Genomic DNA, 14372 nt, shown 5'->3' on the forward strand with positions numbered 1-14372 from the left:
CAGTAAGAGCCCTGAGAGAAGATCAGGTTGATAGGTTAGGAGTGTAAGCGTGGTGACATGTTAAGCGGACTAATACTAATTGCTCGAGGACTTATCCAAAGAAGTAATAGCGTCAAGTTTACTCTTGTGATAGATATTCAATTTTGAATGATTAATCATTCGATAGTTAAGTGACGATAGCCTAGGAGATACACCTGTACCCATGCCGAACACAGTAGTTAAGTCCTAGAACGCCTGAAGTAGTTGGGGGTTTCCCCCTGTGAGATAGGGTAGTTGCTTAGCTAATATCCGGCATAGCTCAGTTGGTAGTAGCGCATGACTGTTAATCATGATGTCGTAGGTTCGAGTCCTACTGCCGGAGTTTTTAAACTAGCTTAGGCTAGTTTTTTTATTGTTTAATTTATTGTTTAATGGTATCACTAAAAACATTTTTAATTATCCCTTTTGTAAAATGAAGAGCAATAAAAAGACATGTTCACCTGACAAACTAAAATCGCAAAACACTGTATAAAGGAAAGATAAACATGTCCATCAACTATTCTATTAAAAAACTCTCATCGCTCCTTTTCTGAAGTAGAAAGTGGAAAAATTAAAATTGACTTGTTTGATGGTTTGAAATTAGTGTAAATTTCTCGAGGTTTGGGGAGGCATTGCTCAACCACTTTGCGTGATATGAAACGTGTGATTGTTAGTCAAGTGAAACTGGTTAAAGACAAGAAAGTTACTACGAACTATTCTTCACTGACACAGCACAAAACAGTTATGATAAACCAAAAAAAGGTATTTATTAACTGAATGGCTGAATATCAAAGCACTTTCTGACAGTTTTCAGTAGCGATGTCAGCAAAACCAATAGTTCATATTGTTGATACTTTTGGTCATTTTTATAAATTTGAACATCGTGAAGTTATTTTCCAAGTATAAGATACTCTATATTTAGAGTCATAAGGTACTAATGGCTATTAAGCCAATTGATTTAGCCAAAGTTATTCGCATTGGCAATAAAACTAGGAGACGTCCATCAACCTTAAAACAACTTAGAATTTCCATTAATTAAAGACTTCATTCAATAAATGATCGTTCGACTTTTAGAAACTTGAATTTGATTCAGTACTTTGATTGAAAACCGCTTGTGAATCTACCATTATCATTTTAGTTGAGCGTCAGAAAAGAGACGTACTCACTATTAAATTTACTGAAAAAGTGGATATGGAATTAAGTTTTTTTAGACTATCTGAAAAGTTATCCCATCAAGTTAATCACAGCTAATAATTGGATTGAATTTACTTTACTAAGTGAATTAGAAGGATAGATGTTTATTTTGCACACGCTTATTTGTTTTATGAGCGTGGGACAAACGAGAACTTCAATGACTCGCTGAGAGAGCTTATTCCTAAAAGTCTATCACTAGTTGACGTGAACAAAGAAAACTTGCTATCTACACCCAAGCTATCAATGATAGACTTAGATGAATATATAACCATCAACCTGCAAAAAAACAGTTTTAACTAGCTGGAACAGTTTAAAAATTACTAACTAAGTCGGTTGAAGGATAGTTGCACTTAACTTGACAATTGTGGAAAATTTCAATTATCTAAATCTATGTAAAAAATAATAAAATTCACACTCTATATTTTTAGCAAAAGCAAAATATTACTTTAAATAATTCAATCAAGATAGAAGAAACAAGATTAATCTGATAGATAATTTATTATGTTTAAAGTAATTTGGAAATTTTTACATGACATATATGTCATGTTCTTTTTATTTATTACTAGTTATAATGAAATAACAATGAAGAAATGGAGTTTTGAAATGAGATTTGAAAATATATATGAGCTTGTTCGTCCAATTGTTTTAAAATTGAGAAGAAAATATCATTTGCATATATGGGATAATGATGATTGGGAGCAAGAAGCTATGATTAGTCTTTATGAACTATTAAAAAAGAATCCTGAACTTTCTTTAGATAAATTAAAATTATTTTGTTTTTTTAAAACTAAATTTTCTAATTATATTAATGATGAAATTAGACGTCAAGAAAGTCAAAAGAGACAATTTAATAAACCTAATTATGAAGAAATTAGTGATATTGAACACTATTTATCTTCTTCTGAAATACTAGTGGATGATTTTATTGTATTTAAAGATTCTGTAACACAATTATCTCAATTACTAAGTAGTGAAGAGCTGATTATGTTTGATTCTTTGTTGGTAGGAGAGAGATTTAAAGGTAGAGCTGCTTTTATAAGAAAATTAAAGAAAATTGGGAAAGATTTTTTCTGATTTAACAATAAAAACCGTATAATTATACGGTTTTTATCGTTGTGCGAAAAAGGTTTGATAAAGTGCCTTTATCGCTTCTTTTTCTTGTTGAGTTTTAATGACAAATAAAACAGATACCTCACTGGATCCTTGAGAAATCATTGATAAGTTAATGTTTTGATTTGATAGTGCTTGTGTTGCTTTTGCTGTGACACCAATATGATTTTTCATATTCTCTCCGACAATCATAATAATTGAAAGATGGTGTTCAATTGTAATAGTGTCAACTTCCAATTCTCTAGTCAATCTTGCTACAATTTCTTGTTCCTTGATGGGTGTTAACTCTTTTTCTCTTAATACTATTGAGAGGTCATCAATTCCAGTTGGCATGTGTTCCCATGAAATATTTAAATCCTCTAAAATTTGTAATAATTTTTTTCCAAATCCAACTTCTCTATTCATCAAATATTTAGAAATATTGATGCTTACAAAACCTTTGTCTCCTGAAATACCAACTACGGAATTGGTATTATTTTGTTTTTCCAAAACAATTCTTGTCCCTGGGTGACTTGGATTATTTGTATTCTTGATAACAAGTGGTATTTTACCTCTGTAAGCTGGGATTAACGCTTCATCATGTAAAACGCTAAATCCTGCATAGGCTAATTCACGCATTTCACGGTAAGTCAACTCTAATATTGGTTCAGGATTATCAATAATTCCAGGATGAGCAGCAAAAATACCATCAACATCTGTGAAATTTTCATAGCTTTCAGCTTTAATACCAGCCGCAATAATTGCACCTGTAATATCAGATCCACCTCTTGAGAAGGTACAAATTTGGTTGTCTTTTGTAACTCCAAAAAATCCTGGAATAACTAAAATCTCTTCTCTTGATGTTAACTCTTCAATCTTGTCGTAACTTGAGGGTAAAATTCTTGCATTACTAGGTTCACTGGAAACAATTAAACCAGCTTCTTTAGGATGAAGATAGTTTGCATCAAGATTATTTTGTTTAAAAAATTCAGCAATAATTTTGGCATTAGAGTTTTCTCCTTCAGATAGAAAACAATCATAGAGATAATCATTATGTTCAATTGGTAGAGTTACCAATTTTTTAATTGATTGCTTGATGTCATCAAGGAGTGTAGAGGGTAAATTTAGCTCATCAATAATATCTTTGTAACGATTGATAATCCATTTTTGATCTTTTGATACGTCTTTATGGTTAATATAATTTTTAAAATATTTAATTAAAGCATCAGTAACTTTAGTATCATTTTTATTTCTTTTGCCAGGAGCAGAAACAATAATAATCCGTCTTTTGAGGTCGGATTTAACAATATCTAATACTTTTTTTAGTTGAGAAGCATCAGATAATGAACTACCTCCAAATTTTACAACTTTCATTTAATAACCATTCCTTTGAGTTTATATTAAATTATAACAGAATTGAGTTAAAATGTCATTTATCTCTTTATTTTCTTTTTTAATAAAATTTCTTGATTTTTATTAACGAATTGTGGTATGATAGTTTCATAATCAAATAGTTTGACTATTAAATAATAAAATCATCAAACTATAATGAAAGTAGAGGTTTTTATGTCTTATCAAACAATCATTCTTGAAAGAAAGGATGAGGTTGCTCAATTAATTTTTAATAGACCTGAAGTTTCCAATGGTTTTAATGTTTTAATGTGCGAAGAAATACTAGATGCTATTGAGACGATAAAGCAAGAAAACTCGATTAAAATTTTAGTTATTAAAGCAAAGGGTAAAATATTTTCTGTTGGTGGAGATTTAGAGGAAATGAAGAGAGCTGTTTCAGAAGATGACATTAGATCTTTGGTTAAAATTGCTGAATTAGTTCAAAATATTTCATTTGCAATTAAAAAATTACCAAAACCAGTTATTTTATGTGCTAATGGACCTGTTGCTGGAGCTGCTTTTAATATTGCATTAGCGGTTGATTTTTGCATTGCTACTACTAAAACAAAATTTATTCAAGCATTCGTTAATGTTGGTTTAGCACCTGATGCTGGTGGTCTTTACTTATTAGTGAGGTCTCTAGGAATTAATCGTGCGTTACATCTTGTTATGACGGGTGAATCAGTTTCTGCCGAAAAAGCTGAAAATTATGGCTTCGTATATAAAAAGTGTACTGAAGACGAATTAGACAAAGTATTAAATCTCTTGCTCAAACGCTTAAAACGAGGATCATTCAATTCTTATGCTGCAATGAAGTCTCTACTTTGGAAAAGCTATTTTTCAGATTGGAATGACTATGCCAATTTAGAATTATCTCTACAAAAATCTCTTGCATTTAGGGAAGATTTTAAAGAAGGTGTTTTAGCTTACGGTGAAAGAAGAAGACCAATATTTACTGGTAAATAGAAATTTAATGATTTATCTTGCAAATTAGTTTGACGTTTGATATAATTCGACTATCAAAGTTTATTTGTAGGAGGTCTTGATTGGATTATCATAAAATCAATAAATATCTTGTTGATATTTTCAATAAAGTTTTGATTATTGAAGAAACAAGTTTGAAGTCTAGTCAATTTAGTGATGTGTCTTTAAAAGAAATGCACACCATTGAAATTATTGGAAAAAGTGATCGTGTGACACCTAGTGATATTGCTAGAGAATTGTTGCTAACTTTGGGAACTGTTACAACAAGTCTTAACAAACTAGAAGCAAAAGGTTATATTATAAGAACACGATCAAAGATAGATAGAAGAGTTGTTTATTTGACTTTAACTAAAAAAGGAAGACTTTTAGATAGGCTTCATCAAAAGTTTCACAAGTCAATGGTAAATCACATTGTAGCAGGAATGGATTCACAAGATGTTGAAGTTTTGACTAGAGGCTTAGGAAGTTTACACAAATTTCTTGAGGAGTTAATCTAATGTTTTATTCAAAAATTAGTCAAGTGGCTCATTATGTTCCCAAACAAACTATTTCAAATAATGATTTATCTCTTATTTTAGACACTAGTGATGAATGGATTTTCTCAAGGACTGGAATTAAAAACCGGCATATTAGTCAAGATGAATTAACTAGTGATTTAGCCAATCGTGTGGCTGAACAATTAATTGAAAAATCTCAACTAAATTCTTTAGAAATTGATTTTATTATTGTTGCTACTATTACACCAGACAGTACGATGCCATCAACTGCAGCAAAAGTTCAAGCTCATATCGGAGCCAAAAATGCTTTTGTTTTTGATTTGACAGCTGCATGTAGTGGTTTTGTATTTGGCTTAGGGATTGCGGATAAATTGATAAGGTCTGGAGTCTACAAAAAAGGTATTATTATTGGTGCAGAAACCATTTCTAAAATTCTTGATTGGACAGATAGGACAACAGCAGTTTTATTTGGTGATGGAGCAGGAGGTGTTTTGATAGAACAAGCAGATTGTGAACATTTTATCGCAGAATCTCTCCATTCTGATGGAAGCAGAAGCCAATCTCTTACTTCTGGTAACCTTGGCTTAAACTCACCATTTTCAATATCATCAGAAAATGAGAAGTATCTTAAAATGGAAGGTAGAATGATTTATGATTTTGCTGTAAAAGATATTTCAAAAGATGTGATTCAATTAATTGAAAACTCACCTATTGCTATTGAAGAAATAGATTATCTTTTATTTCATCAAGCTAATCGTCGCATTTTAGATAAAATGGCGAAAAAAATCGGTATTACAAGAGAGAAATTTCTTGAAAATATGATGGAATATGGTAACACTAGTGCGGCTAGTATTCCTATTTTACTATCAGAAACAGTTGATAAGGGACTTATTTCACTTGATGGAACCAAAACAATTTTATTAGTAGGTTTTGGTGGTGGTTTGACATGGGGAAGTCTTATTGTTAAAATCTAATTAGTTAAATTATATGTTGTTTCATGTGATTAATAAAAATTTTTAAAAATTAAAGGAGAAAAAAGATGACAGTATTTGAAAAGATACAAGAAATTATCGTTGAAGAACTTGGGAAAGAAGTAGAAGAAGTAAGGTTAGAAACAACTTTTGATGAGCTTGATGCAGATTCATTAGATATTTTCCAAGTAATATCAGAAATTGAAGATGCTTTTGATATTCAAATTGAAACTGAAGAAGGGCTAAACACTGTAGGTGATTTAGTGGCTTATGTTGAAGGAAAAACAAAATAAGTGCATTTGAGAATATTCTAACAAGAATATTCTTTCTTCTTATCATAATATTTTGATAATCAAACTATTATATTGTTAAGAATAGAAAGTTAAAATTGATGAAAACAAGAATTACAGAACTGTTAGGGATAAAATATCCTATATTTCAAGGTGGTATGGCTTGGGTTGCAGATGGAGATTTGGCCGGAGCTGTTTCTAAAGCTGGTGGTTTGGGTATCATTGGTGGTGGGAATGCCCCTAAAGAAGTTGTTAAAGCAAATATCCATAAAGTTAAATCAATAACGACTAAACCATTTGGTGTTAATATCATGCTTCTTTCTCCTTTTGTCGATGATATCGTTGATCTTGTCATAGAAGAAGGTGTTAAAGTGGTTACCACAGGGGCGGGAAACCCAGGTAAATATATGGAGCGGCTTCATAAAGCTGGGATTGTTGTTATTCCTGTTGTTCCAAGTGTTGCTTTGGCTAAAAGGATGGAAAAACTTGGTGTTGATGCTGTTATCGCAGAAGGTATGGAATCTGGAGGTCATATTGGTAAATTAACCACAATGACCTTAGTAAGGCAAGTGACTGATGCTGTTAAGATTCCTGTTATTGCTGCTGGTGGCATCGCTGATGGTCGAGGAATGGCGGCAGCCTTTATGCTTGGCGCAGAGGCTATTCAAATAGGGACACGTTTTGTGGTAGCAAAAGAATCTAATGCACATCAAAATTACAAAGATAAAATTCTAAATGCTAAAGATATAGATACAGTTATTTCAGCTCAACATTTTGGTCATGCTGTTCGAGGTATTAAAAATAAATTAACCAGAAAATTTGATCAAGCTGAAAAAGATGCCTTTAAAGAAGAAAATCCAGATTTAACCATTTTTGACAAAATGGGAGCTGGTGCTTTAAGGTTTGCTGTTGTTGATGGTGATGTTGACAATGGTTCTGTTATGGCGGGACAAATTTCAGGTTTAATTCGTAAAGAAGAAACATGTCAGGAAATTTTAGAAGATATTTATTTTGGTGCTTTAAAAACAATGAGAAAAGAAGTAAAACGTATTGAAAATTTAGTAGAGGAGTAATATGGGTAAAACTGCTTTTTTATTCACAGGACAAGGGGAACAAAAACTAGGAATGGGAAGAGATTTCTATGATCATTTCTCAATTGTTCAAGATACCTTTGAAACAGCTAGTAAAATATTAGGCTATGATCTTAGAAAATTAATTGATGATGATAATGATAAATTAAATCAAACTCAATACACTCAACCTGCTATTTTAGTCACATCTCTTGCCATTTATAGGGTATTACAAGAAAGAAATATAGTACCAGACCTTGTTCTTGGTCTATCTCTTGGAGAATATTCTGCTTTAGTGGCAAGTGGGAGTTTATCTTTTGAGGATGCTGTTCATTTGATTGCTAAAAGAGGTGATTTTATGGCAAAAGCAGCACCTAAAGGAACTGGGAAAATGGTTGCTGTGATGAATACAGATCCTGCAGTGATTGAAGCTATTTGTCAGAAAGCCAGCAAAAAAGGTATTGTTACTCCTGCTAATTATAACACTCCTAATCAGGTTGTTATAGGTGGTGAAATTGATGCCGTTAATGAAGCAGTGGAGCTTTTAAAAGAAGCTGGAACAAAGCGCCTCATTCCACTGAATGTTTCTGGTCCTTTTCATACGTCCTTATTAGAAAAAGCTAGTCAACAGTTAGCTGAAACTCTAGAAAATGTTTCATTTTCTGAGTTTAAAATACCATTGATTAGTAATACAACTGCAAAAGTGATGCTGCAAAATGAAATAAAATCTTTATTGGCTCGTCAAGTCAAAGAACCTGTCAGATTTTATGAATCAATTGAAACACTGAAATTATTAGGTGCCACAGAGTTTATTGAAATTGGTCCAGGAAAAATTTTGAGTGGTTTTATTAAGAAAATAGATAAGTCTGCTAATGTTTTTTCTGTTAATGATTTAACTGATTTTAAAACACTTCTGGGTCAATAAGAAAGGATAATAAATGGAATTAACAAATAAAACAGTTTTTATTACAGGTTCAAGTAGAGGTATTGGATTAGCTATAGCCCATCAATTTGCAAGTTTAGGTGCAAATGTTGTTTTAAATGGTCGTAAAGAAATTCCTCAAGAAATCTTACAACAATTTGAAAAATACCCAGGAAAAGCTATTGCTATTTTTGGTGATGTGTCAAAATTTGAAGACTGTCAACGAATGGTTGCTGAAGCAAGCGAAAAATTAGGTCCTATTAATATATTGGTTAACAATGCTGGTATTACTAATGATAAGCTCATGTTAAAAATGACTCAGGATGATTTTGAGAAAGTCCTTTCTATTAATCTAACAGGTAGTTTTAACATGACACAATCAGTCTTAAAACCGATGACAAAATTAAGAGAAGGTGCTATCATCAACATATCAAGTGTTGTCGGCTTGACTGGAAATATTGGACAAGCCAATTATGCTGCATCAAAAGCAGGTGTGATTGGTTTAACAAAATCAGTAGCCCGTGAGGTAGCAGCTCGTGGTATTACAGTTAATGCGGTAGCCCCTGGTTTTATTGAATCAGACATGACAGATGCTATTCCTGAAAAAATGAAAGAAACAATTCTTACACAAATTCCAATGAAGAGAATTGGTAAAACCAAAGAAGTTGCTGAAGTTGTTAGTTTTTTAGCACAACAAAATTATTTAACTGGACAAGTCATTGCAATTGATGGTGGAATGACTATGTATTAAAAGATAGGAATATTAAAATGAAAGAAAATCGCGTTGTAATCACAGGTATGGGAGTGACATCCCCAATTGGCAATACACTAGAAGAATTTTGGGATAATCTAGTTGAAGGAAAAATTGGAATTGGTCCAATTACAAGATTTGACACACAAGATTTTACAGTTTATAATGCAGGTGAAATCAAAAACTTTCCATTTGATAAATACTTTGTAAAAAAAGATAAAAACCGTATGGATATGTATTCTATGTATGCTATTTATGCTACTTTAGAAGCTATCAATAATGCCAATCTTTCTTTAGATGATGTTGACAAGGACAGATTGGGTGTCATTGTGTCAAGTGGTATTGGTGGCCTTCAAGAGATGGAAAATCAAATTATTAGACTCCATGAACGTGGCCCAAAACGTGTTCAACCGATGTTTATTCCAAAAACACTCTCCAATATGGGTGCAGGAAATATTGCTTTGAGAATCGGTGCAAGAGGGGTTTGTAAGTCCATTACAACTGCATGTGCGTCTGCTAATGATGCTATTGGTGAGGCTTTTAGAGAAATCAAATATGGACATCAGGATATTGTTGTTGCAGGTGGTTCTGAGTGCTCAATCACTAAAATTGGCATTGCAGGATTTGCAAGTTTAACAGCTCTTTCAACTACTAAGGACCCAACACGTTCAAGTATTCCATTTGATAAAGATAGAAATGGTTTTGTCATGGGTGAGGGCTCTGGTATTTTGATTTTAGAAAGTCTCGAACACGCTCAAAAAAGAGGAGCAACTATTTTAGCCGAAGTGGTTGGTTATGGTAATACTTGTGATGCTTATCATATGACAAGTCCAACACCAGACGGTTCTGGTGCGGCTAAGGCAATGATTCTTGCTATAAAAGAAGCAGGAATCACACCTGAACAGGTTGATTATGTTAATGCACACGGCACATCAACACTAGCAAATGAAAAAGGTGAAAGCCAAGCAATTGTTTCTGTTCTTGGAAAAGATGTGCCTGTATCAAGTACAAAATCATTTACAGGTCATCTCTTAGGAGCCGCAGGTGGTGTTGAAGCGATAGCTACTATTCAAACCATTCGTCATGGCTTTATCCATAAAACAGCAGGAACAGCAGAATTATCAGAAGATATTGAAGCAAATGTTATATACGGAGAAGGAAAGGATGCTGATGTTAATTACGCGCTATCAAACACCTTTGGGTTTGGTGGTCATAATGCCGTTCTTGCTTTTAAACGTTGGGAGGATTAAACAGTGAACATTTCAGAAATCAAAGAGTTAATGACTCAATTTGATCAATCAAGTTTACGAGAATTTTCTTATAAAACTAATGACAATGAATTAGTTTTTAGTAAAAATGACAAAAAAGTGGAAGAAAAGATAGTTTCACAGTCAGATAATGTATTAGAGAACTCTGTTAGTGATTGTCATAATGCCCTTTTGGATGGTTCTAATTTAGATGTGGGGCAATCTGAGGAAGCGGCAAAACAAGAGACAGGAGATCTCATTGAGAGTCCTCTTGTTGGTGTTGTTTATCTTTCTCCAAGTCCTTCACAAGATCCATTTGTTAGCGTTGGTGATTCTGTCAAAAAAGGTCAAATCCTTCTTATCATCGAAGCAATGAAAGTGATGAATGAAATTTTAGCCCCTAAAGATGGTATTATAACTGATATTTTAGTATCAAATGAAGAAGTTGTAGAATTTGGCAAAGGATTGGTAAGTATCAAATGATTGATATTTTAAAAATAAAAGAAGCTTTACCTCACCGTTATCCAATGTTGCTTATTGATCGTGTTATTTCTCACACCGGAGATAGCATTGTTGCGATAAAAAATGTGACCATTAATGAACCTTTTTTCAATGGACACTTCCCTGGATATCCTGTGATGCCTGGAGTTTTAATTATGGAAGCTCTTGCTCAAACGGCAGGCGTTTTGGAATTGTCAAAAAAAGAAAATCAAGGGAAATTGGTTTTTTTTGCCGGTATGGATAAGGTGAAATTTAAAAAACAAGTTGTTCCAGGTGATCAGCTTGTTATGACTGTTAATTTTATCAAAAAAAGAGGACCAATTGCTGTTGTTGAAGCAAAAGCAGAAGTCGATGGTCAATTGGCAGCAAGTGGTGTTTTAACGTTTGCAATGGGAAAATAGGTATAAAAAGATGTAGGAGAAGGCAAAAAGATGTTTCATAAGATATTAATTGCTAATAGAGGTGAGATTGCTGTAAGAATTATTCGTGCTGCTAGAGAGCTTGGTATAACTACTGTTGCAGTCTATTCAGAAGCTGATAAAACAGCACTTCATACCCTACTAGCTGATGAGTCTATTTGTATAGGGCCTGCAAAGTCTACCGAATCTTATCTAAATATGAATTCAGTCTTATCTGCAGCAATTGTTACTGGTGCAGAAGCTATTCATCCAGGCTTTGGTTTTTTAAGTGAAAATCCTAAATTTGTAACCATGTGTGAAGAAATGAATATTACATTTATTGGTCCTTCAGCCATAGTGATGAATAAAATGGGCGATAAAATCAATGCGAGAAAAGAAATGATAAAAGCAGGTGTTCCTGTCATTCCGGGTTCTAAAGGAGAAATATTTTCAGTCAAAGATGCTTTAAAAGAAGCAGAGCGAATTGGTTATCCAGTTATGTTAAAAGCATCGGCTGGCGGTGGTGGAAAAGGTATTCGTAAAGTTGAAACAAAAGAAGAATTAGCGTCCGCTTTTGAGTCTGCTTCAAAAGAAGCCTTAGCAGCTTTTGGAGATGGAACCATGTACATGGAAAAAGTTGTTTATCCTGCTCACCATATTGAAATTCAAATTTTGGCAGATTCTTTTGGTAATATAATCCACTTAGGAGAAAGAGACTGTTCTCTACAACGTTATAATCAAAAAGTTTTGGAAGAAAGTCCCTCAATAGTTATTGGGGAAGCTCTTAGACAAAAGATGGGGGATGCAGCCGTTAGAGCTGCTAAATCTGTTGGTTATGAAGGTGCTGGAACAATTGAATTTTTGTTTGATTCTCAAATAGGAGAATTTTATTTCATGGAAATGAATACAAGAATTCAGGTGGAGCATCCTGTAACAGAATTTGTGACTGGTATTGATATAGTAAAGGAACAAATTCGTATAGCAGCTAAACAAGCTTTAGCTTATCAACAAGAAGATATTATGATTAAAGGTCATGCAATTGAATGCCGTATCAACGCTGAAAACCCTGAATTTAATTTTGCACCAAGTCCTGGAAAGATAATTGATATTCATCTTCCATCAGGTGGTGTTGGTTTACGTGTTGATAGTGCGGTTTATAGTGGCTACACTATCCCTCCTTACTATGATAGTATGATTGCTAAAATTATTGTGCATGGTGAGAATCGCTTTGATGCTTTAATGAAAATGCAAAGAGCCTTATATGAATTTGAAGTTGATGGTATTAAAACCAATAGTGATTTTCAGTTTGATTTAATTTCCGACCCTAGTGTAATCACTGGTGATTATGATACTTCATTTTTGATGGAAAATTTTTTACCAAACTATAAAAAAGATAAGGAATAGAATTTTTTGTGGCATTATTTGAGAGAAAAGATAAATATATTAGAATAAATCCTAATCGTTCATTAAAAAAGGTAAATAAACGTGAGATGCCAGAAGTACCAGATGACCTTTTTGCCAAATGTCCGTCATGTAAACATATGATTTATCAAAAGGATTTAGGGATTGCAAAGATCTGCCCGCGCTGTTCTTATAATTTTCGTATTTCTGCTAAAGAACGTCTTCATTTAATTACTGATGAAGCTAGTTTTGAGGAAATGTTTACGGGTCTTGAAACCAAAGATCCACTTAAGTTTCCACACTATAAGGAAAAATTAGAACAAGTAAGGAATGCAACAGGATTGGATGAAGCTGTTTTAACAGGTACAGCAAAAATCAAATCACAAAAGGTTGCTCTTGCAATCATGGACTCGCATTTTATTATGGCTAGCATGGGGACTATTGTAGGTGAAAAAGTCACAAGACTTTTTGAATATGCTACAAAAGAGAAACTACCGGTGATTATTTTTACAGCTTCAGGTGGAGCAAGAATGCAAGAAGGTATCATGAGTCTTATGCAAATGGCCAAGGTCTCTGGAGCGGTAAAACGTCACTCAAATGCAGGTTTATTCTATCTAACTGTTTTAACTGACCCGACTACTGGTGGTGTTACGGCTAGTTTTGCCATGCAAGGGGATATTATTATTGCAGAACCTCAAGCTTTAGTTGGATTTGCTGGGAGACGTGTGATTGAGTCAACAGTAAGAGAAACCTTACCTGATGATTTTCAAAAAGCTGAGTTTTTATTAGAACATGGTTTTATTGACTCTATTGTTAAACGGACAAAACTTCGTGAGGTGATTGCAAAATTGGTCATGTTTCATGGAGGAAAAACATGAGTGATATTAAAAGAATTTTAAAAGAAGCTAGAGATCAAGCAAGAATAACAACATTAGATTATATCAACCTCATTTTCGAAGATTTTATTGAGCTACATGGAGATCGTCATTTTGCTGATGACAAATCAGTAATTGGTGGTATTGCTAGATTAAATGATTCCTCTGTTACCGTTATTGGTATTCAAAAAGGGAAAAATTTGCAAGATAATATAAATCGTAATTTTGGACAACCTCACCCTGAAGGATATCGTAAGGCCTTAAGGTTGATGAAACAAGCTGAAAAGTTTAAACGTCCCATTATCACATTTATTAATACTTCGGGTGCTTATCCTGGAATTGGTGCTGAAGAAAGAGGCCAAGGAGAAGCAATCTCTCGTAATCTTTATGAAATGAGTGATTTAAAAGTTCCTATCATTGCTATTATCATTGGTGAGGGTGGTTCAGGTGGGGCTCTTGCTCTTGCAGTTGCTGATCAAGTTTGGATGCTAGAAAATACTTTTTATGCTGTTCTTAGCCCAGAAGGTTTTGCATCTATCCTTTGGAAAGATGGTACTAGATCAATTGAAGCTGCTGAGTTGATGAAAATTAGCGCTGGAGAACTTTTAAAAATGGCTGTTATTGATAAAATTATTCCTGAACATGGATATTTTTCAAGTGAAATTATAGCCATGATGAAAAAATCTTTAATAGAAACTTTAAAAGATTTAAGACAAAAAGATAGTTTAGAGTTGATTGAAGATCGTTATCAACGATTTAGAAAGTATTAAAA

15 protein-coding genes, 1 tRNA gene and 2 rRNA genes are annotated in these 14372 nt (G+C 33.2%); 17 read left to right on the plus strand and 1 reads right to left on the minus strand.

What is annotated here, in order from left to right; translation table 11 throughout:
* From A3I1_RS0103320 to A3I1_RS0103335, 4 genes are all read left to right on the plus strand, one after another.
* Window positions 1–99, plus strand: a 23S ribosomal RNA gene (locus A3I1_RS0103320); the annotation flags it as partial.
* A gap of 67 nt (window positions 100–166) precedes the next feature.
* Window positions 167–282, plus strand: a 5S ribosomal RNA gene (gene rrf / locus A3I1_RS0103325).
* Between the two features lie 5 nt (window positions 283–287).
* Window positions 288–361 (plus strand) — tRNA-Asn (locus A3I1_RS0103330).
* Window positions 362–1713: 1352 nt separating this feature from the next.
* A complete protein-coding gene (locus A3I1_RS0103335) occupies window positions 1714–2286 on the plus strand; it encodes a sigma-70 RNA polymerase sigma factor region 4 domain-containing protein (RefSeq protein WP_233275093.1) in 573 nt (190 codons plus the stop codon).
* 33 nt (window positions 2287–2319) lie between these two features.
* Here the strand turns inward: A3I1_RS0103335 and A3I1_RS0103340 are convergent, their stop codons facing one another.
* Entirely contained in the window at window positions 2320–3675 is a 1356-nt protein-coding gene (locus A3I1_RS0103340; RefSeq protein ID WP_018369893.1) for an aspartate kinase, read from the minus strand.
* A 192-nt stretch (window positions 3676–3867) separates the two neighbouring features.
* Between A3I1_RS0103340 and fabM the strand changes: the two genes are divergently transcribed.
* The 13 genes from fabM to A3I1_RS0103405 all read left to right on the plus strand — a co-directional run bounded on the left by fabM (window position 3868) and on the right by A3I1_RS0103405 (window position 14370).
* Window positions 3868–4659 (plus strand): trans-2-decenoyl-ACP isomerase, encoded by a 792-nt coding sequence (fabM, locus tag A3I1_RS0103345; RefSeq protein ID WP_018369894.1) that lies wholly within the window; start codon window positions 3868–3870, stop codon window positions 4657–4659.
* Between the two features lie 80 nt (window positions 4660–4739).
* Window positions 4740–5174 carry a fatty acid biosynthesis transcriptional regulator FabT gene (gene fabT, locus A3I1_RS0103350; protein ID WP_018369895.1) on the plus strand — a complete coding sequence of 145 codons (435 nt, stop codon included), beginning with the start codon at window positions 4740–4742 and terminating at the stop codon, window positions 5172–5174.
* Complete coding sequence (locus tag A3I1_RS0103355) at window positions 5174–6148, plus strand: beta-ketoacyl-ACP synthase III (protein WP_018369896.1); 975 nt, start codon at window positions 5174–5176, stop codon at window positions 6146–6148. The genes fabT and A3I1_RS0103355 overlap by 1 nt, the downstream gene beginning before the upstream one ends.
* Before the next feature lie 65 nt (window positions 6149–6213).
* The gene (locus tag A3I1_RS0103360; protein WP_018369897.1) at window positions 6214–6438 is read left to right on the plus strand and encodes an acyl carrier protein; all 225 of its coding nucleotides are present in this window, start codon (window positions 6214–6216) and stop codon (window positions 6436–6438) included.
* 98 nt (window positions 6439–6536) lie between these two features.
* Complete coding sequence (gene fabK / locus A3I1_RS0103365) at window positions 6537–7508, plus strand: enoyl-[acyl-carrier-protein] reductase FabK (protein ID WP_018369898.1); 972 nt, start codon at window positions 6537–6539, stop codon at window positions 7506–7508.
* Between the two features lies 1 nt (window position 7509).
* Window positions 7510–8430 (plus strand): ACP S-malonyltransferase, encoded by a 921-nt coding sequence (gene fabD / locus A3I1_RS0103370; RefSeq protein WP_018369899.1) that lies wholly within the window; start codon window positions 7510–7512, stop codon window positions 8428–8430.
* Between the two features lie 13 nt (window positions 8431–8443).
* Entirely contained in the window at window positions 8444–9178 is a 735-nt protein-coding gene (fabG, locus tag A3I1_RS0103375) for a 3-oxoacyl-[acyl-carrier-protein] reductase (RefSeq protein ID WP_018369900.1), read from the plus strand.
* Between the two features lie 17 nt (window positions 9179–9195).
* A complete protein-coding gene (fabF, locus tag A3I1_RS0103380) occupies window positions 9196–10428 on the plus strand; it encodes a beta-ketoacyl-ACP synthase II (protein ID WP_018369901.1) in 1233 nt (410 codons plus the stop codon).
* Window positions 10429–10458: 30 nt separating this feature from the next.
* Window positions 10459–10908, plus strand: a complete 450-nt coding sequence (locus A3I1_RS0103385) for an acetyl-CoA carboxylase biotin carboxyl carrier protein (protein WP_419756766.1) — start codon at window positions 10459–10461, stop codon at window positions 10906–10908.
* On the plus strand, window positions 10905–11327 hold the full coding sequence (gene fabZ, locus A3I1_RS0103390) for a 3-hydroxyacyl-ACP dehydratase FabZ (protein WP_018369903.1): 423 nt from the start codon (window positions 10905–10907) through the stop codon (window positions 11325–11327). Before A3I1_RS0103385 ends, fabZ begins: the two co-directional genes overlap by 4 nt.
* A gap of 30 nt (window positions 11328–11357) precedes the next feature.
* Window positions 11358–12728 carry an acetyl-CoA carboxylase biotin carboxylase subunit gene (gene accC, locus A3I1_RS0103395; protein WP_018369904.1) on the plus strand — a complete coding sequence of 457 codons (1371 nt, stop codon included), beginning with the start codon at window positions 11358–11360 and terminating at the stop codon, window positions 12726–12728.
* 8 nt (window positions 12729–12736) lie between these two features.
* Window positions 12737–13603, plus strand: a complete 867-nt coding sequence (gene accD, locus A3I1_RS0103400) for an acetyl-CoA carboxylase, carboxyltransferase subunit beta (protein ID WP_018369905.1) — start codon at window positions 12737–12739, stop codon at window positions 13601–13603.
* Window positions 13600–14370, plus strand: a complete 771-nt coding sequence (locus A3I1_RS0103405; RefSeq protein WP_018369906.1) for an acetyl-CoA carboxylase carboxyl transferase subunit alpha — start codon at window positions 13600–13602, stop codon at window positions 14368–14370. Before accD ends, A3I1_RS0103405 begins: the two co-directional genes overlap by 4 nt.
* Window positions 14371–14372: the final 2 nt, after the last annotated feature.

This window comes from Streptococcus marimammalium DSM 18627, assembly GCF_000380045.1.
Lineage (GTDB): Bacteria > Bacillota > Bacilli > Lactobacillales > Streptococcaceae > Streptococcus > Streptococcus marimammalium.